At 43.6% G+C, this 23900-nt stretch carries 21 protein-coding genes; 9 read left to right on the forward strand and 12 right to left on the reverse strand.

Features of this window, described 5'->3' with window-relative positions:
* Nucleotides 1–10: 10 nt before the first annotated feature.
* Complete coding sequence (locus A3IE_RS0104795; RefSeq protein WP_020394458.1) at nucleotides 11–202, forward strand: hypothetical protein; 192 nt, start codon at nucleotides 11–13, stop codon at nucleotides 200–202.
* A gap of 25 nt (nucleotides 203–227) precedes the next feature.
* Here A3IE_RS0104795 and A3IE_RS0104800 read toward each other — a convergent pair whose 3' ends face one another.
* The 7 genes from A3IE_RS0104800 to A3IE_RS0104825 form a co-directional block, all read right to left on the reverse strand.
* Nucleotides 228–578: a RidA family protein gene (locus tag A3IE_RS0104800; protein WP_020394459.1), complete on the reverse strand. Its 351-nt coding sequence runs from the start codon at nucleotides 576–578 to the stop codon at nucleotides 228–230.
* A 108-nt stretch (nucleotides 579–686) separates the two neighbouring features.
* Complete coding sequence (locus tag A3IE_RS0104805) at nucleotides 687–2801, reverse strand: GmrSD restriction endonuclease domain-containing protein (RefSeq protein WP_020394460.1); 2115 nt, start codon at nucleotides 2799–2801, stop codon at nucleotides 687–689.
* Nucleotides 2802–3164: 363 nt separating this feature from the next.
* Nucleotides 3165–3842: an ABC transporter permease gene (locus A3IE_RS23035; RefSeq protein WP_211206799.1), complete on the reverse strand. Its 678-nt coding sequence runs from the start codon at nucleotides 3840–3842 to the stop codon at nucleotides 3165–3167.
* Between the two features lie 39 nt (nucleotides 3843–3881).
* Complete coding sequence (locus tag A3IE_RS23040) at nucleotides 3882–4214, reverse strand: hypothetical protein (protein WP_020394462.1); 333 nt, start codon at nucleotides 4212–4214, stop codon at nucleotides 3882–3884.
* 32 nt (nucleotides 4215–4246) lie between these two features.
* Nucleotides 4247–5779: a sugar ABC transporter ATP-binding protein gene (locus A3IE_RS0104815; RefSeq protein WP_020394463.1), complete on the reverse strand. Its 1533-nt coding sequence runs from the start codon at nucleotides 5777–5779 to the stop codon at nucleotides 4247–4249.
* A 74-nt stretch (nucleotides 5780–5853) separates the two neighbouring features.
* Nucleotides 5854–6786, reverse strand: a complete 933-nt coding sequence (locus A3IE_RS0104820) for a sugar ABC transporter substrate-binding protein (protein ID WP_020394464.1) — start codon at nucleotides 6784–6786, stop codon at nucleotides 5854–5856.
* A 399-nt stretch (nucleotides 6787–7185) separates the two neighbouring features.
* Nucleotides 7186–7896 carry a hypothetical protein gene (locus tag A3IE_RS0104825; RefSeq protein ID WP_020394465.1) on the reverse strand — a complete coding sequence of 237 codons (711 nt, stop codon included), beginning with the start codon at nucleotides 7894–7896 and terminating at the stop codon, nucleotides 7186–7188.
* A gap of 117 nt (nucleotides 7897–8013) precedes the next feature.
* On the opposite strand from A3IE_RS0104825, the gene A3IE_RS0104835 reads away from it, so the two are divergent.
* Nucleotides 8014–9123: a right-handed parallel beta-helix repeat-containing protein gene (locus tag A3IE_RS0104835; protein ID WP_020394466.1), complete on the forward strand. Its 1110-nt coding sequence runs from the start codon at nucleotides 8014–8016 to the stop codon at nucleotides 9121–9123.
* Nucleotides 9124–9158: 35 nt separating this feature from the next.
* Here A3IE_RS0104835 and A3IE_RS0104840 read toward each other — a convergent pair whose 3' ends face one another.
* Both A3IE_RS0104840 and gstA read right to left on the reverse strand, forming a co-directional pair.
* Complete coding sequence (locus A3IE_RS0104840) at nucleotides 9159–10424, reverse strand: MFS transporter (protein ID WP_020394467.1); 1266 nt, start codon at nucleotides 10422–10424, stop codon at nucleotides 9159–9161.
* Between the two features lie 112 nt (nucleotides 10425–10536).
* Complete coding sequence (gstA, locus tag A3IE_RS0104845) at nucleotides 10537–11148, reverse strand: glutathione transferase GstA (RefSeq protein ID WP_020394468.1); 612 nt, start codon at nucleotides 11146–11148, stop codon at nucleotides 10537–10539.
* A 245-nt stretch (nucleotides 11149–11393) separates the two neighbouring features.
* Between gstA and A3IE_RS0104850 the strand changes: the two genes are divergently transcribed.
* From A3IE_RS0104850 to ppnP, 5 genes are all read left to right on the forward strand, one after another.
* On the forward strand, nucleotides 11394–11669 hold the full coding sequence (locus tag A3IE_RS0104850) for a YiaA/YiaB family inner membrane protein (RefSeq protein ID WP_020394469.1): 276 nt from the start codon (nucleotides 11394–11396) through the stop codon (nucleotides 11667–11669).
* Between the two features lie 11 nt (nucleotides 11670–11680).
* Nucleotides 11681–12346, forward strand: a complete 666-nt coding sequence (locus A3IE_RS0104855; protein ID WP_020394470.1) for a PspA/IM30 family protein — start codon at nucleotides 11681–11683, stop codon at nucleotides 12344–12346.
* Between the two features lie 175 nt (nucleotides 12347–12521).
* On the forward strand, nucleotides 12522–14411 hold the full coding sequence (gene htpG / locus A3IE_RS0104860; protein WP_020394471.1) for a molecular chaperone HtpG: 1890 nt from the start codon (nucleotides 12522–12524) through the stop codon (nucleotides 14409–14411).
* A gap of 158 nt (nucleotides 14412–14569) precedes the next feature.
* Nucleotides 14570–15682, forward strand: coding sequence for a hypothetical protein (locus A3IE_RS0104865; protein WP_020394472.1), 1113 nt, complete (start codon nucleotides 14570–14572; stop codon nucleotides 15680–15682).
* A gap of 18 nt (nucleotides 15683–15700) precedes the next feature.
* Nucleotides 15701–16012 carry a pyrimidine/purine nucleoside phosphorylase gene (ppnP, locus tag A3IE_RS0104870; protein ID WP_020394473.1) on the forward strand — a complete coding sequence of 104 codons (312 nt, stop codon included), beginning with the start codon at nucleotides 15701–15703 and terminating at the stop codon, nucleotides 16010–16012.
* Here ppnP and A3IE_RS21890 read toward each other — a convergent pair.
* A complete protein-coding gene (locus A3IE_RS21890; RefSeq protein ID WP_020394474.1) occupies nucleotides 16009–17214 on the reverse strand; it encodes a TlpA family protein disulfide reductase in 1206 nt (401 codons plus the stop codon). The two genes, ppnP and A3IE_RS21890, sit on opposite strands and share 4 nt — an antisense overlap.
* Before the next feature lie 103 nt (nucleotides 17215–17317).
* Complete coding sequence (locus A3IE_RS0104880; protein ID WP_020394475.1) at nucleotides 17318–17869, reverse strand: DUF4124 domain-containing protein; 552 nt, start codon at nucleotides 17867–17869, stop codon at nucleotides 17318–17320.
* Between the two features lie 548 nt (nucleotides 17870–18417).
* Between A3IE_RS0104880 and A3IE_RS0104885 the strand changes: the two genes are divergently transcribed.
* Together A3IE_RS0104885 and purL are read left to right on the forward strand one after the other, a co-directional pair.
* Nucleotides 18418–19599 carry an acetyl-CoA C-acyltransferase family protein gene (locus A3IE_RS0104885; protein ID WP_020394476.1) on the forward strand — a complete coding sequence of 394 codons (1182 nt, stop codon included), beginning with the start codon at nucleotides 18418–18420 and terminating at the stop codon, nucleotides 19597–19599.
* A 120-nt stretch (nucleotides 19600–19719) separates the two neighbouring features.
* Nucleotides 19720–23610: a phosphoribosylformylglycinamidine synthase gene (purL, locus tag A3IE_RS0104890; protein ID WP_020394477.1), complete on the forward strand. Its 3891-nt coding sequence runs from the start codon at nucleotides 19720–19722 to the stop codon at nucleotides 23608–23610.
* Here the strand turns inward: purL and A3IE_RS22420 are convergent.
* Nucleotides 23582–23785, reverse strand: a complete 204-nt coding sequence (locus tag A3IE_RS22420) for an IS1 family transposase (protein ID WP_083900576.1) — start codon at nucleotides 23783–23785, stop codon at nucleotides 23582–23584. The genes purL and A3IE_RS22420 overlap by 29 nt on opposite strands.
* Nucleotides 23786–23900: the final 115 nt, after the last annotated feature.

Genomic DNA, 23900 nt, shown 5'->3' on the forward strand with positions numbered 1-23900 from the left:
AGGCGTTTCCATGCTTACTGAACGTGATCGTAATTTCTTCCAGCCCAAATGGCGGCGCGTAGTGCTTACGGCAGTTTGTTTTGCTTGGGCGGCTTTTGAATGGTATGGGCAGAATGCTTTTTGGGCGATAATCGCTACCGGTGCTGCCGTGTATTGCTATTGGGAATATATTTATAAATTCGATCAGGATAAGGGCGCGTAAACTCAAACGCACCCTTGGCAACATCTTAAAGGGCTGCGGAAACTACTATCTCTACTTGGTACGCATCACCTGCTAAAGCGGTTACCCCCACGGTAGCACGAGTTGGTGCATTGCCTGCACTGACCCATTCCTCCCAAGCTTGATTCATCAAATCAAATTGGCTCATATCGGTTAGATAAATGGTCGCGCTTAGCAGTTTGGATTTATCCGTTCCGGCTTCGGCTAATAGTTGATCGATCTGGCTCAAAATAATCCGCGTTTGGTGATCTACGGGACCGCCACTATCCGTTTCATCGACTTGTCCAGCCAGATAAACGGTTTGATTGTGAATGACGATTTGGCTCATCCGAGCGCCGCTGTGGAGACGTTTGATCATGGGAACTTCCTTATTTTCTATAAAATCCCACTATTGCATATCAATAGCAGGAAGGGTCAATAGTAGCCTTATGAAGAAGATTGAGAGTAGTAGGTTAACTTTTGGTGCTTAGACCTCAAACTCACTACTCAATTGTTTTTCGAAGGATTGCCTGATTAAACTCATGATGTAAGGTAGATCGTCTAAAGACTCTAGTCCTACTTCGACATCACCATTACCCCAATGACCTAGATCGGTTGTATCTTTGCAAATTTTCCGTGGGTCGTTGACCTCAGCGAATTTCATATTTAAGGTCAGGCGTAAACGCTTGGCTTGTGGAACCACATCAACGAAGTTAGTTTCGGCTTTGTAAGCAATGTAAAGCTTCAAAAATTCCTCCGTTACACTAGGGTCGAGTGCCATTATTTCTTGTCTTAAGGTATCAAACAGTTTTTTGATGAGGTCGGACTTTAAATAAGGGTGATCAGCTATACTGTAAGTGGAGTGAGTGTTTTTGTTCTGATAAGTTTTTGATAGGTGTTCATCTAACGCAGGTTTTGCCCAGACGGTTAGGAGCTGTTCAGCTAGTGCTGTTGCACGCGCTTGGATGCTCGCCTCATTCCACACATCGATACTGCCTAAATTATATTTTTGATCGTCTAACAGGAAAGTCATTTGGTTGACCTTTAAAGGACTCAATTTAAAGCCACCCTCCATATCACGCTTGGTAAGAAATGGATAATTGCGATATTCAGAGTTGTAACCCGTAAGTGTTAAATTGCCTAAGGTGTGTAGCCATTGACTATGAATCGTTTTCCATTGGTCGCCAAGGTCACTTTTCCATTGTTCACTCAAAGTTTGGGGCATAATATGTTCAATGGTGTATTCGTCAACGGCAACCCGTTCTTTACGTTCAAAGTTCTCCAAGCGGCGTAGCCAATAACCCCGATTTCTGAAGTTATACAAATCGCGTATTTGTAACTCACGTTTGAATTCTTCATCAGTAGGAAAACGCCTATACGAGGTTTGTAAAAGAAATTCTGCTTGAATACTTTCTAGATAGTGGCTTTTACGCAGCTTACGCCCAAATTGGGCAAAGGTTTTGTTCATTGAGTTGGTGGGGAGTGCGCAAACAGTGCGGCGAAACACATAGCTTTCTATCATACGTGCAGCTGTCACGAAATCATCACGGCTGAGTACTTTTGATTGATAGTCATCATACAGCTCTAGCAATAACGGATAAGCGACGCTGACTTTTAATTCACGCAAGTCATAAAATACTTCACTAAGCTTTTGATCTGTTTCATTACCTAATGCCATTGCACAATAGTAATCAGCGAATTTTTTAATATCTGCTACTAAACCCTCTGTTTCACCTTGAAAGTTTTGAGCGTAAAGCTTAAAAGCCTCATAGACTTGTCGAATATTAGGAATATCACGTGTTTTAAAGGTAAGGTAATGGCGCATGAATCCATCAAAATGATCAGTATAAGCAGCTTGGCCGAAATTAGTTTCCATAGGCCGCCAATATTCGGTATATAAGCGAGTCTGTAACTTGTGCTCTAAACCCATCAAAATATAGTTGCGTATAAGATCAGCTTGACTAAGGGCTTTCCCAGTCGAGTTCATGCTTTCAAAAATCAGTTGGGGATTATCGTATTGACGGTCAAGAGATATATCGACCAACATCAGTTTAACGATACCCTGACAGAGTGCTGAAAGCTCTTCTTGGTTATTTGCCAGTAAATCTTTGAATAATTGATAATTTTGTACAATGCGTATTGAGCTTTCTGTGGGTTGTTTTTTTCCGTCTAGTAAGGCTATGAGCGAGGCTTTATCAGTTTCTGAAAGTAGTAACTTATAATAACTTTCGTTTCCTTCTTCTTCTGGGTTTACTAAATAATAATTACGAATTTTACGCTGTGTAAAACCATCAAAAGGCTCTCCCGCACCTACTTGCTCAGAGAGTGCAGTCAGCAATAAGGTCATAGTAGTTAAGCGTTGTTGCCCATCAATAACAAGTAATGCAGATTGACTAGATACCGAGTAAAGACCGCGTTCAACGTAGACTATAGAGCCGATAAAATGTGCTTTTACCCTATCATCTTGACCGGTACGTAATATATCTTCCCATAGCTGCATACACTCTTTTTCAGTCCATGAGTAATTTCTTTGATAAATAGGAATGATAAATTGCGGTGATTTTTTTAGAAAATCTAGTAACTTAGCCTCGACTGCTTTCATGAATGCCCTGTCTTATAAAAATTCTGAAGTTGAAGTGGCCATACTATAATTAAAAAATTAGCGGCTTCAAACTATTTATCTAAGTAGCTCTCTTTCATAAAAACATTTTTAAGCAATCTAACTGCTCAATAAGCTTATAATTAGGGGAAACTAGCAAAACTATAGAAAGGTTCTTGATATAAGCTAGAGCGGGCTGGTTTTTGATTTATGAAAGGGGGGCAGTGTATAGGTTTAAAAGTCTGTACGAATTATGAATTAGATTTTTAGATTGAAAGGTCATGGATTTTTCTAAATACAAAAATCCCGCTTTTAATCAGAAAAGCGGGAAGGATGGGCGTGTAGTCTAGTAGAGAAAATATTAGATCAGCGACTTTTGCGCAACTTGTTTTGACGTTGTTGGTCAATAATCACGGCGATCACAATAATGGCACCTTTAATGATATCTTGATAATAGGCATCAATTTTTAGGAAGGTGAAGCCCGATAAAACCACTCCCAAAATTAAAGCGCCAATCACCGTACCCACGATTTTGCCGCGTCCTCCAGAGAGTGAAACACCGCCAATTACTGCGGCGGCAATAGCATCTAATTCATACATCATCCCGATACCGGATTGAGCGGTTTTAATGCGAGCAATCGCTACCATCGCCGCCAAACCCGCTAGTAGTCCTGCAATAACATAAACTTTAATCAGGTGATTTTCGATATTAATCCCAGAAACACGGGCGGCTTGTGGATTAGCGCCAATCGCATAAGTAAATTTACCGAAGCGGGTGTAGCGCATCACGACGTGAAAGATTAAGGCCACGACTAAAAAAATCACGACGGGCATCCAGCGGTCTAGGCCGTTGCCAATCACAGCAAAGCTTTCAGTAAAACCAGAGACTGGCGAGCCGTCGGTGTACCACCGTGCAATACCACGGGCAGAAACCATCATGCCCAAGGTGGCAATAAAGGGCGGAATTTTGGTTTTGGTAATCAGCCAACCATTCACAAAACCAGCTGTTGCACCAATGGCTAAGCCGACAAATAAAGGAACAATGAAAGGTAGGTCGGTGAGTGCTGGGTGAAAGGCCTTAGGCTAATTACTCGATTGGGCAAAGGTCGCGGCAATCATGGCTGACATGGCCACTACAGAGCCAGAGGATAAATCAATGCCGCCAGTGATAATAACTTGGGTTACCCCTACCGCAATAATGCCGATAACCGATACTTGTAAGATAATGATTTGTAAACGACTGGGATTGGCGAGAAAACTTTGACCGACAAAAATCCAGCCTAATATCTCAAATAAAGCCGCAATACCTAATAACACTAAGAAAATACTAAATTCAGGGGGCAAACGCCGTTTATTTTTTTCTTTGGGAGTAGCCGGTGGGCTAGACTCAATCCTTTCTGATAAAACAGCAGCCATACATTCTCCTCCTTAACACGCGGTGAAACGCCTTAGTTGGCGGCTAAATCCATAATCTTGACTTGATCAGCTTCAGAACGGTCTAAAATGCCAGTGATACGACCTTCGTGCATGACTACAATCCGATCACTCATGCCTAAGACTTCGGGCATTTCCGAGGACACCATAATCACGGCAACCCCTTTGTGTGCCAGTTGTGTAACGAGGCGGTGAATTTCGGCTTTTGCACCCACGTCAATACCACGTGTTGGTTCATCCATAATCAAAATTTTGGGTTCGGTTAGCAGCCAGCGCCCAATTAAGACTTTTTGCTGATTACCACCGGATAGATTTTCGATGATTTCAAAGAGACTAGGTGTTTTGACGCGCAGTTTTTGGCAAATATCCGCACTATCATGATCTAGGTTTTTTTGTGAAACAAAGCCGCGTGTCACATAGCGCTCATGCAATACCGCAGGTTGAATGTTTTCTTGTACGGATAAGGGGAGAAAACAACCGGTTTCCTTACGATCTTCCGTGAGTAAAGCCATACCTTGATGAATCGCATCTTGTGGGCTTTTAATATTGACTCGTTGCCCGCGAATTTCGATATGTCCACGGTCATAGGGCTTTACACCGAAAATGGTTTCTACTACATCAGAGCGTCCTGAACCCACTAGGCCCGCAAAGCCTAGGATTTCACCGGCACGTACTTCAAACGACACATCTTGGAAGGCTTTACCGCGCGATAAGTTGTGCACCGAAAGAACAACCTCACCAATCGGTACCGCTTCTTTGGGGAACATCTGTGATATTTCGCGTCCGACCATCATGCGAATAATGTCATCACGTGTTACCTCGCTGGATAAATGCGTACCGATATATTTGCCATCACGAAATACTGAAAACTCGTCCGCAATTTCAAATAACTCGTTCATCTTGTGCGTAATGTAGACAATGCCAATGCCTTGGGCGCGTAAATCACGAATAATTTTAAATAAGTGTTCAACGTCTTTTTCAGTGATGGCTGAGGTTGGTTCATCCATAATCAAAACGTCAGAATTAAACGATACAGCTTTCGCAATTTCGACTAATTGGCGACTCCCTACTGTAAGCTTACCAATTTCAGCGCGTGGATCAAGATGGATGCCCAAACGTTGGAATAAGTCTTCCGTCATCTGAATCATCTTGGCGTGGTCGATGAACCCGAAGCTATTTTTAGGCTCACGCCGAATCCAGACATTTTCTGCCACCGTCATGGAATTCATCAGGAGTAATTCTTGATGAATCATTGCAATACCGGCTTCTTGTGCCGCTAGCGGAGAAGGGAGGGTTACGATTTTGTCGCGTAATTTTATAGTGCCCGCATCAGGTTGATAAATGCCTGCGATGATTTTCATGAGTGTGGATTTGCCTGCGCCATTCTCACCCATCAAAGCGTGTACTGTGCCAGGGCGGATTTTGAGTTGTACATTATCTAGCGCAAGCACACAGGGGAATTCTTTTCGCACCTGCTCAACCTCGAGCACGTATGGATAATTGCGAGCCTTGGCAATAGGTTGTGTAAGAATGCTTGGCTTAGACATTGTGTTGAACTCCTCCTGTGGTTTTAGGGCTTAAAGGTAAGTCATGATTGACCTACCTTGGCGGAAACACCGAACTATTTAGCCATGTATTGATCCATATTTTTCGGAGTAACCAGTTCGAAAGGAATCCAAACTTTTTGATCGACCGCTTCGCCTTTCGCTAGCTTGACAGCAGCATCAATTGCACCTTTTCCTTGACCCGCAGCACTTTGAAACACAGTCACATCAAGATCACCAGCTTTCATAGCGGCCAGCGCATCGGCGGTAGCATCAATACCGGCAACAATCACTTTATCCATCGATTTGCCTGCTGCTTTTAAGGCTTGAATAGCTCCTAAAGCCATTTCATCGTTGTTGGAAACTACAGCATCAAACTCAGTGCCTGCCGATAGCCAATTGGTCATCAAGTCATTGCCTTTAGTGCGAGACCACTCGGCTGTTTGTTCGGCAACAATCTTAATATCTTTGCAGCCTTCCTTAGCGATGACATCATGAACATCTTTAGTGCGTTGAATGGCTGCTTGGTTAGATAGTTCGCCCATCATCACCACAATATTGCCTTTGCCTTTCATGAGCTTGCAGACTTCTTCCATTTGCAAGGTGCCAGAAACGGCCTCATCAGAAGCCACAAAGGCTTGGTTGTCAGGGAGCTTATCAACATTAATCGGTTGGCGATTAACATACACTAAAGGAATTTTGGCCTTTTCAGCTGCTTCACTCATACCGATTGTGGCATCAGTATCAACCGGATTGACAATAATCGCTTTTACTCCCGAGGCGACAAAGTTCTGGATTTGGTTAAGTTGGGTACCCACTTCGTTTTTTGCATCTTCAATTTGTACTTCGATGCCTTGTTCTTTGGCAGTGGCCTCAATGCTATTGCGCAAGGTGGTGAGGAAGTTGTCATCAAATAAAGCCATAGAAACACCGACTTTACTCGGATCAGCAGCAAAGGCAGTGCCAGAAAATATAGCGGACAGCATAAGAGTTAGGGCTAGCTTCTTCATGGTGTTCTCCAATGGGTCACCTAAGTTTAGTGCTACATCAAGTAGAGCATAGGGATTAATTAGTACAAGTCTGCAAGGAACAATTGTTTTTAGCCTGAGCTGGTTGGCTTAGTGTTTTGGAAATGAAAATTCCGAATTTAATAAATTCAGAATATTTGTTTCATGTTGCCTGTGCAGCACTAGCTTGTCAACCTTTTCGATGGCTCACTCCAAAAAAATTAACTAGCAGAATTTGATAGAATTATCATCAACTAATAGCAGGACAATGCACTAGTTTTCAGGGTTTTAGCTTGATAAGTGGACAGTTTCTGCACCAACCTAGTGATGGTGGTACGCATTTATTGCATGTTAGGTTTTGAAGTGTGTTCAGTAGAGCCTGTTCAACCATCCAAGCATGGTTTAAGGAGTAGTAGGTGCTTTGGGCTGGACAGTTGTCGGGTTAGTAGTTTCTGGGCGGTAAGCAATATCTTCAAGTTTTTCATTAGGATAAAGAACAATAATTTTATAATTAGTATTTTCGCGCCATTGCTTCTCTTTTAACAGCCATTTTTGTACAAACTCACTAATGGTTTTGCGTCCTAGCTCTTGTGCTTGTTGTTTATAATGGTTTAATTCAGCACGTGTGGCTAATACTGGTGTAATAGATTGTTCTAATAATAATAAGTTATGATTTTTATTGAATCGAGCCCAGCCATTAGCCGTGTACTTTTCCATTTTTGTACTATCAAAAGCCACCGGTAATGTAGCTTGTAATTCATTAACATGCACAATACAAATTTTCTGGGCATTACATTCTACCGGCATAGCTTCTGCTAGATTGATATGATAACGGTAGTAAACAGGGACATTGATTTGTGAAATCGTTTCTCCCAGTGAAATACCCCCAAAATTTTTCGTATCAGTACGGATAAAGCGTTCAGTGGTTTTTAAAGCAGCCACCTCCATGGTACCGCCAGCGGTACGGATAGAGATCAGTGCTGTCCCTTGAGTAGTGGAGGTCTTACTGGATTGGTTAATACGTGGATAAATTTTATAAACGTAAAAGCCTAAGCCACTGAGAACTAAGGTTAAAATCAAAAAGAAAGCGCTAAAGCGTAGTGTAATTTGCATGATAACAACTAAAAAAATTCAGAAAGATCAGTATTATACTAAACGTAAAGCACATGGACACAATAATAGGCTTTTGCTCCGCAAATCATTCCTTCAACTTAATAGGATGTTAGAGCTATGAAATATGTAATTGCATTAAGTTTATTAAGTATGAGTACTATGGCTTATGCAGAGCTTAGTAGTATTAGTCTTGTTAATACTACTTGCCCTGTACTAAATGGCCAAACTATTCGTGTCAGTTCCAATTTGACTTTGCCCAAAGCTTGTTTATTAAAAGATACATATTTTTTATTTGAGAGTGTCCAAAATGTTAGTTTAAACCTTAATGGTGCTACACTGCAAAGCAGTAGTTTAAACGATGCGATCCGATTTAGTACGACTAACCCTAAAAAGCCAACACGCAATATACTAGTGAAGAACGGTATCATTAAAGGTTATGGAACGGCTGTCTGGGTTAATCGTGCTTTAAGTGCTACTGAGTTAAAAAATCTGCGTGATAATCCCAAGGTTTATTATCCAGCTATTCAAAAAACGGCTACACAAAATATTATTATTGATAATTTATATTTTGATAACCCTCAGGGTACTGCAGTGTTTGTCGGTGTGGCAAATAGTCAAGTCACTATAAAAAATAGTAACATCATAGGTGCACGTGGCCCTGCGATTTATTTGGATACAGGCTCTTATAATAATATTATCAATAACAACACTATTACCCAGAGTGGTTTTTTGCATCCAAATGGCTCACCAAGATTTGGGCGCGGTCAACGCGAAGCTATTGCAGTGGATGGCAGTTACAATAATAAAATTACTAGTAATTACTTGAGTGATAATGCAGGTGGTGGTGTCCACCTTTATTCAAACTGTGGTGAAAAGGTTAGTAGCGACCCTAATTATGTGCCTCGTATTTTTGATGCTGAGAAAAATACTATCAGTGCTAATGTGATTAGTGCTAATGGCTTAGCTGGTGCTGTTGAAATTGGAAAACGTGTTGATTGGAATTTAGAGAGTTGGGATTGTGCTAAGCCAGTTTTTGCCAAAATGCTATCATTGAAATTTTATTGGGATAATTCTGGCTATAATACCGTGCAAGATAATACAGGTGATGGCACTATTTATGTACGAACGGATAATAATAAAGTAATCAATAATACAATGCGTGTTGAAGTAAATAGCCTAGTACGTAATTTAAAAAATAGGCCCTTGGTAGGGAATGTTGTAAAATAGTGATGATAAAGGCGCAGTGAGCGCCTTTTTACTGATTAGGATGTGCTTGTCACTAAAGTATTGGGCAGATTTGCTTCTTCAAAACGATTTACTTGGCGAAGGCTTGGGAAGAGGCGCATCCAAGTACCAGCCACCGCTAAAGTAAAAATGCAACCTAGTACTGCTGCAGGTACAAGCCCAACCCAAGCCGCCATCGCCCCAGCACGAAATTCCCCTAATTCATTAGAAGAGCTAATAAATAGCATATTCACTGCATTGACTCGCCCTCGCATTTCATCGGGTGTTGAGAATTGAACAAGCGTGGAGCGAATATAAACGCTGACCATGTCCGCCGCACCGGCAAGTATTAAGGCTAGAAAGGATAGCCAAAATAGCTTGGATAGAGAGAATAGTAGATTAGCTAGGCCAAATAGAATTACCGCGCCAAACATAATTAAACCTAAATGGCGATTAAAAGGTTTAATGCTTAGATAAAAGCCGAGTGTTACTTCACCAATCGCCATGGCACTGCGTAATGCACCTAAGCCTTGAGAGCCAACTTGTAAGATATCGCTGGCATACATCGGTAATAATGCAACGACTCCACCTAACAAGACAGCGAATAAATCTAAAGAAATCGTGCCTAAGATAATGGGACGCGAGCGAATAAACTGAATGCCTGCAGTAAAGCGTTGCCATGCACCGATATCTTTTTGTTGCGGCTGTTGTGTACCATACAGTACAGGAATCCATTGCAATAAAATAATGGCGGCCATAAAGCTTAAAAAACATAAGCTATACGTTAATTGACCGCCACCTACTGCATATATAAAGCCACCTAAGAGTGGGCCAGAAATCGAGGCAATGCGCATAATCATACTATTAGCAGCGATAGCAGCTGCTAATTGATTTTTGGGAACAATTTGCGGCAATAAACTTTGTAAAGCAGGACCAGTGAAAGCACGCCCAGCGCCATAAATTAATAAGACAAAATAAAACCAAGTCGGAGTGTTAATCTGTAGAACGCTCAATAAAGCGAGAGCCACACCGCATAACCCTTGTATACCCCAACTTAATAAAAGAATTTTTTTGCGATCAAAACGATCAATTAAATCCCCAGCGGGAATTAGTAACAATAGCATGGGTAGGAATTGTGCTAGCCCCACATAGGCTAAGGTCATGGGGTCGCGAGTCATGGTATACACTTGCCATGCGACGACAATGCCTTGGATTTGTGCTGCGAAGAAGGCTAATAAACGACTGAGGGCAAAAGGTAAAAAACCACGTTGGCGATAAATACTGGTTGGAGCAGGCGTTGTCATGATTTGTTATGAAATGAATTTGGGCTTGAAATCTTCATTTAGGGGCTGGAGTGGCTAAGGAGTTATTGAGTTTTTAGTTACTTAGTTTATGGCTAAGTAACTAAAGAATCATTTATCTTTTTAAACCTTCCGCTATTAAGACAGCTTGAACCGCGGGACGTGCGGCAACACGTTCTTGGAAGGCTGCAAGGTTCTGCCACGGCTCTAGGCTTAATTTGGATACTTTGAGCCAGCGCGTTACGGTAAAAAGATAAGCATCGGCTACACTGAATTGTTCGCCCAGTAGATAGGATTTTCCGGCTAAATGCTCATTAATGTGGCTATAGCGATTTTCCAAATTAGCTTTCATCGCCACACGCCATTCTTCACAAGCTTCATTGGCATGGAAAAAAGGGACGAAAGATTTGTGCAATTCGGTACCAATATACGTCAGCCATGCTTGCAGCTGATAACGCTCTAGCGTGCCATTAGCGGGTGCTAGGTTTTTGCTAGGTGCTTGGTCGGCAATGTATTGCACAATTGCAGGCCCTTCGCTGAGTAATTCGCCAGAATCGAGCAATAAAGCAGGTACATAGCCGCGCGGATTAATGCTAGTAAAATTTTCGCCACTGGCCGTCGTTTTGGTTTTTAAATTTACTGCCTCTGCTTGATAGGGCAGACCAGATTCTTCCAAGGCAATATGCGGTGACAAAGAGCAGGCACCTGGGGAGTAAAATAGTTTCATCGTGTAACTCGCTATACAAACCAATAAGTATTTGAGCATAAGCTGGGCTAGGCTTGCCAGCAAGCAGGTTTTACTCAATTTTGCATTGGAAGTGTGAGCGTGGAAACCCCAAGAAGTTGCATTATATGCTACTTAGAGCTGTGCCTAATTCGCCTTAGGTTTTATAATTTGAAGCCAAGCCTTGTTTTCTTTAATCTGCCTCTATCGAAACAAGAAGCCCACACTAAGTAATAGAGGTTAGCCCCATGAATGAGAATACGCCCGCTCTGCCCAGTAGTACCGCTTGGACTATGTTTGTGAAAATAACCTTCATCGTCGCGCTACTTGCCATGGGCGCTTTCGTGTTCTTCATGAAAGGTGATTTGTTGATGAAAGGTTATTTGGCGCTCAATTCATTATTTTTGGTTAGCTCAACCATTATGCTGTCCAAAACCTTGCGCGATGATCATGAAGCACAACGCTTATTAAATAGAATTGAAGAAGCGAAAACGCATAAAATCCTAAAAGAATTTGGTCATTAAGGAGTAGCACCATGTGGTATTTAGTGAATAAGTTAATGACCGCCGCGCGTGGTGGTACGCGAGAGGTATTAGAGCAAGCCGTGGATGTCAATGCCTTGCGTATCTTGGGACAGGAAATTTATCAAAGTGAAGCTTTATTGCGAGAAGCGAAAAATCACCTCGCTAAAGTAATGGCTGAGAAATTACAAGCACAACGCCAGTTGGAAATATTAAAAGGTAAAATCAGCCAGAAAGAGCAAGTGATTCGTGATCATTTGCAAGCTCAGCGTGAGAGCGAAGCATTGGCTTTAGCGCAAACCCTAGCGGCTTTAGAGGCTCAGGCTCAACAAAGGCAAACGCAGGTTGATCAGTTGCAACAGTATGAAGAACGTTTATTACAACAAGTAAAAGATGCTGCACAACAGTTAGATCATTATCGCAGCTCGCTAAGCATGGCAAAGGCTACTCAACATGCACAAGCGGTTACGCAAAAACTGCATGGGACTACGCAATTACAGACAGATCAATTTGGTGCCATGCAGGAAACCTTGGAGCGCATTGAACGCAAGCAACAGTTAGAGGCGGATCGCTTGAGTGCGCAACAAACGATTCATCATTATTTGCATGATGAGCCAACGATTGTTCAACAGCGCCAGCAACAGGCCTTGTTGATTTTGGAGCGCCTAAAGGCGGCCTAGTAGCTTAGATTTTTAGCACCCAACTTCGTTTGGGTGCTTTCATGTTGGTTCGTCCATGTTTTGTTAGCGTTAAACCGTTTGATAACAAATCGCATTGAAGGGCTTGAAATTCATCCAGCCAGCCCCATCTATCGCTCATTAATGATTAATGAAGCACCTGAGAGGGACTTAGTTTATGAGTGAAACTGCTGCAAAAGAGAACCTACAATTTCAAACCGAAGTGAATCAGTTATTGCATTTAATGATTCATTCGCTGTATTCCAATAAAGAAATTTTCCTGCGCGAATTAATCTCCAATGCGGCTGATGCCTGTGACAAATTACGTTTTGAGGCGGTAGGCAACGATAGTTTGTACGAAAATGATAGTGATTTGCGGGTCGAGGTTGAATTTGATGCCGACGCCAAAACCATTACGATTCGTGATAATGGTATTGGGATGAGTCGTGATGAGGTAGTGAACAATATCGGCACGATCGCACGTTCGGGTACGAAAGAATTTTTACAAAAATTGTCTGGCGATCAGCAAAAAGACGCTCATTTAATCGGTCAGTTTGGAGTTGGTTTTTATTCAGCGTTTATTGTTGCCGATAAAGTAACGTTAACGACACGCCGAGCTGCCACTGCGAAAGATCAGGCGGTGCGTTGGGAGTCAGATGCAAAAACTGGCTACACTCTTGAAAATGTTGAGAAAGTAACACGCGGCACCGAAATCGTTCTACATCTAAAAGATGAAGAAAAAGAGTTAGCCAATGCGTGGCGTTTGCGCTCCATTATTACCAAGTATTCTGATCACATTCCATTCCCCGTTAAAATGCGCAAATCGGATGATGAAGGCAAGGAAAGCGCAGAATGGGAAGCGGTGAATAAGGCAAATGCTTTATGGCGTCGTTCAAAAAGTGAAATTAGCGATGCAGAATATCAAGAATTCTACCGCTATGTTTCTCACGATTGGCAGGATGCCTTAGCCTGGTCACACAATAAAGTTGAGGGCAAATTGGAGTATACCTCGCTCTTGTATCTGCCCTCTAAAGCACCGTTCGATTTGTTTGATCGTGACCAAAAACATGGCCTGAAATTATATGTGCAGCGTGTATTTATCATGGATGACGCTGAGCATTTAATGCCACGTTATTTGCGTTTTGTGCGCGGTGTGATTGATTCCAATGATTTACCTTTGAATGTGTCACGCGAAATTCTACAAAGCAATAAAATCATTGACTCGATGAAAAGCGGCTCAGTGAAAAAAGTGTTGGGCTTGCTAGAAACCATGGCACAGGATGAGCCAGAAAAGTATGCGGGCTTCTGGAAAGAATTTGGGCGCGTGATTAAAGAAGGTCCTGGTGAGGATTACACCAATCGGGAACAGATTGCGAAGTTGATGCGCTTTGCCTCAACCCATACTGATAGCGCCGAGCAAACCGTTTCTTTGACGGAATATATCGCTCGTATGAAAGAAGGTCAGGATAAAATTTACTTTATTACTGCCGATTCCCATACCGCCGCAAAAAATAGCCCGCACTTAGAAGTGTTCCGCAAAAAGGGCATCGAGGTCTTATTATTATCGGATCGCGTGGATGAATGGTTAACCGGTAACTTGCACGAGTTCGAAGGTAAGTCCTTCCAGTCTGTGGCCAAAGGGCAATTGGACTTAAGCAAACTAGAAAGCGAAGAAGATAAAGCGGAACAACAAAAGGTTGAAGAGCAGTCCAAAAGCTTAATTAATCATGTGAAAGAAGTTCTGAAAGAGAAAGTCGAGGATGTACGCGTGTCACATCGTTTGACCTCTTCACCGTCTTGCATCGTCTTAAGTGAGCATGATATGGCACTGTATATGCAAAATCTGATGAAGCAAGCGGGGCATGAACTGCCACATACCAAGCCAGTGCTCGAAATCAATCCCAGTCATCCTTTGTTGATGCGGATGGAAAAAGAAACGGATGACGAGCGCTTTGCCGAATGGTCAAGCTTATTATTAGATCAAGCCATTTTGGCAGAAGGTGGTCAATTAGAAGATCCTGCAGGCTTTGTTAGCCGTTTAAATCGTTTAATGCTATCGATTGGCTAAGTTTTTTAAAGCGTAAGTGCCAACTATTAAGCCTCTAGTCTTTTGGGCTAGGGGCTTTTTTATGGTGTACGGGGTGGCACAAATCCGACATTGCTTAAGATAAATGCAAGTCTGAACTGGCATAATGGCGAGCCTGAAACAGTGTCGAATCACATAGTATGAATCCTAAACATTTACTGGTTGATATTTCTGCCCACGGTTTTGGTCATGTTGCGCAAACAGCAGCCGTTTTAAACGCATTAGACATGCAGCAAATTCGTTTGACGATTCGCTCTAAAGCGCCAGAGGCGTTGCTGCGCGCGCGTATCCAGCATCCCTTTAAACTCATTCCTTATCAGCAAGATAATGGCATGGTCATGCATGATGCTTTACGGGTTGATGTGTTGGAGACGATGCGTTGGTATAAAGCCTTTCATGCGGATTATGACGAGCGTAAACGCGAAGCTGCCTTAGCTTTAGAAAAATTAAAAGTGGATATGGTGTTTGCCAATATTCCTTATTTAAGTTTGGCGGGAGCACGTTTAGCAGGTGTGCCAGCCATTGCCTTATGTTCATTGAACTGGGCTGATATTTTTAAGCATTATTGTGCGCAAATGCCGCGTGGCGCTGTTTATTATCAAGAGATGTTAGCAGCGTATGATAGCGCGCAATATTTCCTCCAGCCCGAACCCTCTATGCCAATGCCGGAGCTAAATAATGCTAAGGCGATTGCACCGATTGCTCAAGCGGGGATAGCGCAACGTGAACAGTTGTTAGAGTCTCTAGCCTTGCCAGATACCGCTAAATTAATCCTTGTTGCCTTAGGCGGTATTGGAATGCAATACCCTCTAGACACTTGGCCTGCTATACCGAATGTCTATTGGATTTTTCCAGATGAAATTATTGAAGCTCATCCGCGCCGCGATTTTATTCTGCAATCTGAAGCGGAGTTGAGTTATATGGATTTAATGGCTTCTTGTGATGTGGTGATAACCAAAACTGGTTATGGCACGCAAACGGAGGCAGTGATGAATCGCATTCCAGCATTGTGTGTGCAACGTCCGGATTGGCCGGAAACGCCGTTTTTAGATGCTTGGCATTCCGAGCATGGTGAAGTGGAATTTACCACGTGGCAGCAGATTCAAGCTGGCGCTTTTGGTGAGTTGATTCAATCATTACTGGAGCGTGCTTGGGCAAAACCCAGTATTCAGGCTAAGGGTGCAGTCCAAGCGGCTGAGCTCATCCAACAGATGTTAAGCCAAACCACAAGCTGCTACACTGCGCGCTTTTAAGTTGGAGCTGAGAACCTTATGAGTCGCCTAGAAAATGTGAGTTTAGAGCCAGTTGCGAATGTGTATTTCGACGGTAAATGTGTTAGCCACAGTTTTGTAACTGCGGAGGGAGCCCGTAAAAGTGCAGGGGTTATTTTACCTGCTACCTTAACGTTTAATACCGCTGCCCCCGAAATTATGGAAATTAAACAAGGGCATTGCCGTGTACGTTTGGCCGGTGCGCAAGCTTGGCAAGACTATAAAGCAGGGCAATCCTTTTCAGTCGGGGCTAATAGTGCCTTTGATATTGAAGCACTTGAGCCTACCCACTATATCTGTCATTTCGGCTAGTTTTTTACGGTTTGGGCGGGCAGGGCTTTAATGGCAAACTGTTGCTCCAAGGTTTGAATAATGTCGGGGGCATCCCATTCTAGTCCCCCTTCATAACCCAAACGAATGGCGCCTTTCTGATCAATGACTAAGGTAGTAGGAAAGGCGCGTAATTTCCACGTTTTGGCAACTTGTTCCTTAGCATCAATCAGATTAGGATAATCAATCGTAAATTTATCTAAAAAATCGGCTACTTCATCTGCGCCTTCACTCATATTGACTCCCAATACAACTAAATCATCCTTACTGAACTGTTGTTGTAGACGGTTTAGCGAGGGTAATTCTTTAACGCAAGGTGGGCACCAAGTAGCCCAGAAATTTAATACCACGACTTTACCTTGATAGGTTTTCAAGTCATGCAGCTTGCGATCTAAATCTTCCAATTTGAGCTCAGGCGCGATTTGACCAGAATAGGACTTTAACTCGCTTTTCTGACTGGCCTTTTCTGTACTAGCGTTATGCTGTTCTGGCTGATTTTGCTTGCTTTCTAAGTACGCAATGGCTTCCATGAGGAGGCTGGGGAAAATTGCCACTTGCATCATGGCGTCTTCATTTAGTTGATTTTGCTCTAGGAAACCGGCTTCGACATCAGCCACTTGTTTGACGCTTATGGAGTGACCCGCTTGCACCAGCGATTGAACTAAGTCATTCGCTGATTCAGAACCATGCGCAGGCTGAAAAATATAGCTAGGTAAAGGCTTGGTAAATTTAGCGTTTAAGTTAGAAAGCTTTACCTCAGGATAAGCCAGCAATAAACCACCTAGTTTGTTATATCGTTCAGGTTTTTGCTTTTCTAAAGTCTGTAATGCTTTTAAGGTTGGCTCGGTTTGTTGACCTAAGGCCATGACATAAAAGGTTTGTGCTTTATTTTCAGGTATCAAAGCACTTAGGAGCTTAACAAGATCGGTTTTGGGCTGAGCCAGCCAAACACCAAGCCCCGCGTCTGCTAAGGCGCTGGCAAGCGGTAAATGCTGCGGCTTTGCTTCTTGCGCCAGAATGAGTAATTGAGTGCTCGCCGTGGTTGAGCCAAAGCGCTGCACTTCGAGTGTATTACCCTCGGTTTGAAGCTGAATGGTTTCAGGATTCAGTGTTGCTGCATAAGTTTGTGGTAGTAAAGCACAAAGGGCTAAGCCCAGAGTAAAAGCTAATTTATTTAAGTTCATTTGCCTATCCCTTGTTATCTTGAGGCGCAAGACCAACCCGCCTGCAAGGTGGGGTGGTAGTTTGCCTGAAATTATTGATAAGACAAAGAAAAGGCTAATAGGTTTAGGGATTTTTTGTAGGTGTGGGTAAAGCAGCTGACATCCCACTTTGAGTAGTAGACTTCAAAGTACTAGGGTGAGCAGGACCTTCGGGAAGTATATCGGCATTGCAGAGCGTGCTTATATTTTTTTCTATTTCAGCAATTTTGTCGGTGCGCTCTTTCGCTGTGAGAATTTTGGCTTCTTTCTCACCATCTTTCAAACGGATAAGTGGATTTGCCACCATCTGACGCAATACTTTATTTTGCTCATCGCAATAAGCGAGTTGCTTTTCTTTATTGGTATTACCTTCAGCACGCGCTTGTTCCAGTGTTTTTTCTTCCGCTTTAACGGAAACAGGTTCACTCGGGGGAGGTGCTACCGTACTTTTACCAATGGCTAAATGCTTTAATTCTTCAACATTTTTAACTTTTTCGTCTTTACTGGGGGGTTTTTGGTCATAATGAACTTTGCCTTGGCTATCAACCCATTTATAGATGTCTGCTTGTGTAGAGGACATCATCAGTATAGACATAGCAAATAGGCTTGCACTCAAAACGTACATGGGGGATTTCATAGAAAAACCGTCTCCTTTCAGGAGTAATTATTTTAATTTAATGACTATAGTTTATTAGAATTTTCTAATTTACTGCACTGGTATCAATGCAATATGGGCTTAATAATAAATTCTAATTAATAAGGGTATTATGCCATGAAAGATTGGAAAACATGGATGCTAATTGTCGGATTGTTAGTGATTTTTTAAAGTTTTTGTTTAAGCGCAGATGCTTATAATTGGCTATTAAGCAATAAGCTCCTAAGGTGGCTATGGATTGACTAGCTCGGTATTGTTGACAATGTATGATTCATGTTGTGTGGCTTGACGCTCACTAGGGATAACACTTCGCTAAAAAGTAGTGAATTGATCCTTGGTTTTCTTATTTCTTCACTCTCTTTGTCGATAAGCTTTAGTCTCAAGCGAAAATGCAGTATTTTGTAGCGCTTCCTAAAGGCTGTTGGGAAATAGTCGACAATATGCCTCTTGGATGCTGTAATGGTTGCGTTTTTTGGTTATGCTGTGCTCGCGTTGAGGACGGGTAATTCACCCCTGCAAGGAGAAGTCTAATGAGCCGTGATGTTGTTGTTTTAAGTGCTGTACGTTCCGCAATTGGTGCTTTTGGTGGAAGTTTAAGCAGTATAGAGCCAGCGGAATTAGCTGGTCAGGTCATGAAAGAAGCAGTACAACGTTCTAGTGTTGATCCTGCACAAATCAATTATGTAACGGTTGGTAATACCATCCCCACCGAATCACGTTTCCCTTATGTTGCTCGTGTCGCTTCGATTCAAGCAGGTTTATCCATGGAGTCGGTTGCCATGGCGGTGAATCGTTTGTGCAGTTCTGGTTTACAAGCGATTGTCACGACTGCACAAGGCATCATGTTAGGTGATTATGATTATGGCGTGGGCGGCGGTGTGGAAGTCATGTCACGCGCGGGCTATCTGTCAACAGCGATGCGTAATGGTGCGCGTATGGGCGATACCAGTATGGTTGATATGATGGTTGCGACCTTAACCGATCCATTTGGTGTTGGCCATATGGGCATTACTGCGGAAAATCTAGCAGCTAAGTGGAATATTTCACGCGAAGAGCAAGATGCTTTAGCCGCTGAATCACAACGTCGTGCTGCGAATGCGATTAAAGAAGGTCGTTTCAAATCACAAATTCTGCCTATCACCCTGAAAACGCGTAAAGGTGAAGTGGTATTTGATACCGACGAGCATGTTAAGGCTGATACAACGGTTGAAACCTTAGCGAAAATGCGTCCAGCCTTTAAGAAAGATGGTACGGTTACCGCTGGTAATGCTTCTGGTATCAATGATGGTGCTGCTTTCTTCGTGTTGGCTGCTGCTGATGTGGCTGCCAAAGCGGGTCAGAAGCCGATGGCACGTTTAGTGTCTTATGCCGTTGCGGGTGTACCCAATGACGTGATGGGTGAAGGCCCTATTCCTGCCTCTAAGCAAGCGCTGAAAAAAGCGGGCTTAAGTTTAGATCAAATGGATGTGATTGAATCTAATGAAGCGTTTGCGGCACAAGCGATTGCAGTCTCCAAGGGTTTAGGCTTAGACATGAATAAGACTAATCCAAATGGTGGCGCGATTGCTTTAGGTCACCCGATTGGTTGCTCTGGTGCATTTATTGCGACTAAGGCTATCTATGAATTACAACGTATCAATGGCAAATATGCGCTAGTCACCATGTGTATTGGTGGCGGGCAGGGTATTGCTGCTGTATTTGAGCGTATGTAAATTATTTAGTTTAGGCTCCAAACCCTTCTCATAAGCGCTTGAGAGGGGTTTAATTGCTACAACCTCCCGCCAATTTCCATTATCATACTCGCCTTGATGAACTGCCCATGAGTTGAACCTATGCTTATTCTGCCTGGTAGCGTTGCTCTTTCAGAGTTTCGCCGCGCTAAGTTATTGACTAACTTACAAACTGTTGTGCCGAGTGTTACACAGTTATCAGGTGAATACCTCCATTTTGTGCGTATTACCCATGAGCTGAGTGAACAGCAATATGCTCAGTTAATAAGTTTACTAACCTATGGAGAGGAGCATGGAACACCAAGCAAAGATGGCCTACTGTTTTTAGTGACACCGCGTGCCGGAACTATCTCGCCTTGGGCAAGTAAGGCTACGGATATTGCCCATAATTGTGGTTTGACAGTAGTCGAGCGCATTGAGCGAGGCATTGCCTATCATGTGCAAGCTGATTCTGAACTGCCTGAGTCAGAGCAGCAAAAAATAGCTACTGTTTTACATGATCGCATGACCGAAATGGTCTTGTCTGATCCGCAAGAGGCGATTGTACTGTTCAACGTAGCAGAGCCTGAAACCTTGCGTTATGTGGATATTAGTGGTGATGCTAAAACTGCTTTAACGAAGGCCAATCAAGAGTGGGGTTTGGCTTTATCGCCTGATGAAATTGAGTATTTAGCGGAAAACTATGCGGAGTTGGGACGCAATCCTACCGATGTGGAATTGATGATGTTTGCACAAGCAAACTCAGAACATTGTCGCCACAAAATCTTTAATGCCGATTGGGTTATCGATGGTAAGCCACAGCCCAAGTCGCTGTTTGGCATGATTCGCAATACCTATCAACACGCACCCGTGGGTATTCTATCAGCTTATAAAGATAATGCTTCGGTGATTGAAGGCTCGCAAGCTAGCCGCTTTATGCCTAACCCTCACGATCAAAGCTATGGCTATGTCCATGAGCCAGTCCATATCTTGATGAAAGTGGAAACACATAATCATCCTACGGCAATTTCACCTTTCCCTGGGGCAGCGACCGGTTCAGGGGGTGAAATTCGTGATGAAGGTGCAACAGGCATTGGTTCAAAACCTAAAGCAGGCTTATGTGGCTTCTCGGTGTCTAATCTAAAAATCCCCGATTTTATCCAACCTTGGGAACAGGATTTTGGTAAGCCTGATCGTATCGTTTCCGCCTTAGACATTATGTTAGAAGGACCGATTGGTGCTGCCGCGTTTAACAATGAATTTGGTCGCCCGAATTTAACGGGTTATTTCCGCACCTTTGAGATGCTGGCACCAGGTGCTAAAGGCCCAGAATTACGTGGCTATCATAAGCCCATCATGATTGCAGGCGGGGTGGGCAATATTCGCCCTAGCCATATTAATAAGAAAGCTTTGCCAGAAGGGACACCGATTGTAGTACTGGGTGGTCCTGCGATGTTGATTGGTTTAGGCGGTGGCGCGGCTTCGTCTATGGCGAGTGGTGCGAGTTCCGAACAATTGGATTTTGCGTCAGTACAACGCGGTAATCCGGAAATGCAGCGGCGTTGCCAAGAGGTGATTGACCGCTGTGTAGCCATGGGTGAAGAAAATCCTATTTTATCGATTCATGATGTGGGCGCTGGCGGCATTTCGAATGCCATTCCGGAAATCATTAATGATGCAGGGCGAGGGGGGCGTTTTGAGTTACGTGCTGTACTCAACGATGAGCCGAGTATGTCACCGATGGCGATTTGGAGTAATGAAGCCCAAGAACGTTATGTGTTAGCCATTGCTGAAGAGCGTTTGTCGGCCTTCCGGGCGTTGTGTGAGCGCGAGCGTGCTTTGTATGCGGTGGTGGGTACAGCCACGAACGATCAACATTTATTAGTAGGTGATTCGCTCTTTGACAATAATCCTGTTGATTTACCCATGAATGTATTGCTGGGCAAGCCCCCTAAAATGCTACGCCAAGTGAATCATCAAACTTTTTCTAAACCTGAAGTGGATTTGCAGGGCATTGAATTAAAAGAAGCCGTAAGACGTGTGTTAAGTCTTCCGACTGTGGCTTCTAAATCTTTCTTGGTGACGATTGGTGATCGTACCATTACGGGCATGGTGGCGCGTGATCAGATGGTGGGGCCTTGGCAAGTACCTGTGGCGGACGTAGCGGTTACTTGCTCCGATTATTTAGGGTATACCGGCGAAGCAATGGCGATGGGCGAACGCCCGCCGATTGCCCTAGTGCATCCGGCCTCATCCGGTCGTATAGCAGTCGGGGAGGCATTGACCAATTTAGTGGCTGCGGATGTGGTTGAACTGGCTAATGTACGTTTATCCGCCAACTGGATGGCAGCCGCAGGCTATGGTGCGGAAGATGCCGCTTTATTCGATACGGTGAAAGCGATTGGAGAGGAGCTTTGTCCACGTTTAGGGATTGCGATTCCGGTGGGTAAGGATTCGCTGTCTATGAAAACGGTTTGGCAGCAAGAGGGTGAGCCCCGTGAAATGACGGCGCCTTTGTCTTTGATTATTTCCGCCTTTGCCGCGGTGAAAGATGTGCGTAAAACCTGGACGCCGCAAGTACGTACTGATCAAGGTGATACTGACCTGATTTTGATTGATTTAGGCAAAGGCAAGAATCGCTTAGCAGGGTCGGCCTTGGCGCAAGTCTATAATCAGGTTGGGCATCATGCCCCCGATTTAGATGATCCTGAGATGATCAAGGCTTTTTTTGCGGCCATGCAAGAGTTGCGCGAAGAAGACTTAGTTTTGGCCTATCATGATCGTGCGGATGGTGGTTTATTGGCTACCTTAGCAGAAATGAGTTTTGCAGGACATGTCGGTATCACGGCAAGCTTGGGTGAACTCGACGATCATCCACTGCGTGCCTTATTCAATGAAGAATTGGGTGCAGTCCTCCAAGTAGGGCATGTCGATACAGAAACGGTATTAGCGATTTTACGTGAGCATGGTTTATCTTCTCACACGCATGTGATTGGGGAGTTAAACGATAGTGATGAATTGATTTTGACGTTTGGGCATGGCGAAGTATTGCGCCAATCCCGCGCCGAGCTGCAACAGCTTTGGAGTGAAACCAGTTATCGTATGCAAGCACTGCGCGATAATGCAGATTGTGCCAAACAAGAGTTTGAGCGCATTGCGGACACGCAAGATCCGGGTTTGCCGATTTCTTTAAGTTTTGATCCTAGCCAAGATATTGCCGCGCCCTTTATCCAAACGGGTAAGCGCCCAGCTGTCGCGATTTTGCGCGAGCAGGGTGTGAATGGTCAGAGTGAAATGGCCGCTGCTTTTGATCGTGCGGGTTTCCGTGCGATTGATGTACATATGACCGATATTATTAGTGGCCGTATTAAGTTAGCTGATTTTAAAGGTTTAGTGGCCTGCGGTGGTTTTTCGTATGGTGATGTACTCGGTGCAGGTGGTGGTTGGGCTAAAACTATATTAATGAATCCACAAGCGCGTGATGAGTTTGCTGCGTTTTTTGAACGGAGTGATTCCTTCGGCTTGGGCGTGTGTAATGGTTGCCAAATGTTTGCGCAATTGCGCGATATGATTCCGGGCGCCAAGCATTGGCCACGTTTCTACCGCAATCGCTCTGAGCAATTTGAGGGACGTTATGCGGTGGTAGAAGTCCTGAAATCGCCTTCATTGTTCTTACAGGGTATGCAAGGTTCGATTATTCCTGTTGCAGTGGCACATGGTGAGGGGCGTGCTGTATTTGATAATTCAACGCCAGAGCAGGTATTGAGTGAGGGTTTAGTAGGGCTACGTTATGTGGACAATTATCGTCAGGCCACAGAGCATTATCCGGAAAATCCCAATGGCTCGCCTTTAGGTATCAATGGTTTAACCAATAACGATGGTCGTTTTACAATTATGATGCCGCACCCTGAACGCGTATTCCGTAGCGTTACCAACTCTTGGCATCCTGAAACTTGGCGAGAAGACGGACCCTGGTTGCGCATGTTTAGAGAGGCACGTGTCTGGATCGGCTAAGATTAGCGGGGCATGAGATAACCGGGCTGAAAAGGTATTTTTCGATACAAGTGCCCATGACTTTATCGTGAATTTTGACGGGCTTGGAAAAACAGGGGGGCGCTAAACGCTCTATCCCTGTTTTTAAATTCAAGCGAAGGGAAAGGTGGCGAGTTTCAGCATACTTAACTTCCATTGCTTTGACTAGCTATGCGAGAGCACTGACTAGTCAGTATGTGTGTTTCTTAATAGTCTTCATAAGATGATCAATAGTGCTGCTTAGCTTCTGCCTAAGAGATAAACCAAGCACT

The sequence above is a fragment of the Thiolinea disciformis DSM 14473 genome, from assembly GCF_000371925.1.
In the GTDB taxonomy this organism is placed as follows: domain Bacteria; phylum Pseudomonadota; class Gammaproteobacteria; order Thiotrichales; family Thiotrichaceae; genus Thiolinea; species Thiolinea disciformis.

What these genes read in the sequence shown, in the direction of transcription:
- A3IE_RS0104800 (WP_020394459.1), bottom strand. Translation starts at nt 578, where the DNA reads ATGATCAAACGTCTCCACAGCGGCGCTCGGATGAGCCAAATCGTCATT.
- A3IE_RS0104885 (WP_020394476.1), top strand. Translation starts at nt 18,418, where the DNA reads ATGAGCCGTGATGTTGTTGTTTTAAGTGCTGTACGTTCCGCAATTGGT.
- gstA (WP_020394468.1), bottom strand. Translation starts at nt 11,148, where the DNA reads ATGAAACTATTTTACTCCCCAGGTGCCTGCTCTTTGTCACCGCATATT.
- A3IE_RS0104850 (WP_020394469.1), top strand. Translation starts at nt 11,394, where the DNA reads ATGAATGAGAATACGCCCGCTCTGCCCAGTAGTACCGCTTGGACTATG.
- A3IE_RS0104855 (WP_020394470.1), top strand. Translation starts at nt 11,681, where the DNA reads ATGTGGTATTTAGTGAATAAGTTAATGACCGCCGCGCGTGGTGGTACG.
- A3IE_RS0104865 (WP_020394472.1), top strand. Translation starts at nt 14,570, where the DNA reads ATGAATCCTAAACATTTACTGGTTGATATTTCTGCCCACGGTTTTGGT.
- A3IE_RS0104835 (WP_020394466.1), top strand. Translation starts at nt 8,014, where the DNA reads ATGAAATATGTAATTGCATTAAGTTTATTAAGTATGAGTACTATGGCT.
- A3IE_RS0104815 (WP_020394463.1), bottom strand. Translation starts at nt 5,779, where the DNA reads ATGTCTAAGCCAAGCATTCTTACACAACCTATTGCCAAGGCTCGCAAT.
- ppnP (WP_020394473.1), top strand. Translation starts at nt 15,701, where the DNA reads ATGAGTCGCCTAGAAAATGTGAGTTTAGAGCCAGTTGCGAATGTGTAT.
- A3IE_RS0104805 (WP_020394460.1), bottom strand. Translation starts at nt 2,801, where the DNA reads ATGAAAGCAGTCGAGGCTAAGTTACTAGATTTTCTAAAAAAATCACCG.
- A3IE_RS0104795 (WP_020394458.1), top strand. Translation starts at nt 11, where the DNA reads ATGCTTACTGAACGTGATCGTAATTTCTTCCAGCCCAAATGGCGGCGC.
- A3IE_RS0104825 (WP_020394465.1), bottom strand. Translation starts at nt 7,896, where the DNA reads ATGCAAATTACACTACGCTTTAGCGCTTTCTTTTTGATTTTAACCTTA.
- A3IE_RS23040 (WP_020394462.1), bottom strand. Translation starts at nt 4,214, where the DNA reads ATGGCTGCTGTTTTATCAGAAAGGATTGAGTCTAGCCCACCGGCTACT.
- purL (WP_020394477.1), top strand. Translation starts at nt 19,720, where the DNA reads ATGCTTATTCTGCCTGGTAGCGTTGCTCTTTCAGAGTTTCGCCGCGCT.
- htpG (WP_020394471.1), top strand. Translation starts at nt 12,522, where the DNA reads ATGAGTGAAACTGCTGCAAAAGAGAACCTACAATTTCAAACCGAAGTG.
- A3IE_RS21890 (WP_020394474.1), bottom strand. Translation starts at nt 17,214, where the DNA reads ATGAACTTAAATAAATTAGCTTTTACTCTGGGCTTAGCCCTTTGTGCT.
- A3IE_RS0104820 (WP_020394464.1), bottom strand. Translation starts at nt 6,786, where the DNA reads ATGAAGAAGCTAGCCCTAACTCTTATGCTGTCCGCTATATTTTCTGGC.
- A3IE_RS0104880 (WP_020394475.1), bottom strand. Translation starts at nt 17,869, where the DNA reads ATGAAATCCCCCATGTACGTTTTGAGTGCAAGCCTATTTGCTATGTCT.
- A3IE_RS0104840 (WP_020394467.1), bottom strand. Translation starts at nt 10,424, where the DNA reads ATGACAACGCCTGCTCCAACCAGTATTTATCGCCAACGTGGTTTTTTA.
- A3IE_RS22420 (WP_083900576.1), bottom strand. Translation starts at nt 23,785, where the DNA reads ATGGAAGTTAAGTATGCTGAAACTCGCCACCTTTCCCTTCGCTTGAAT.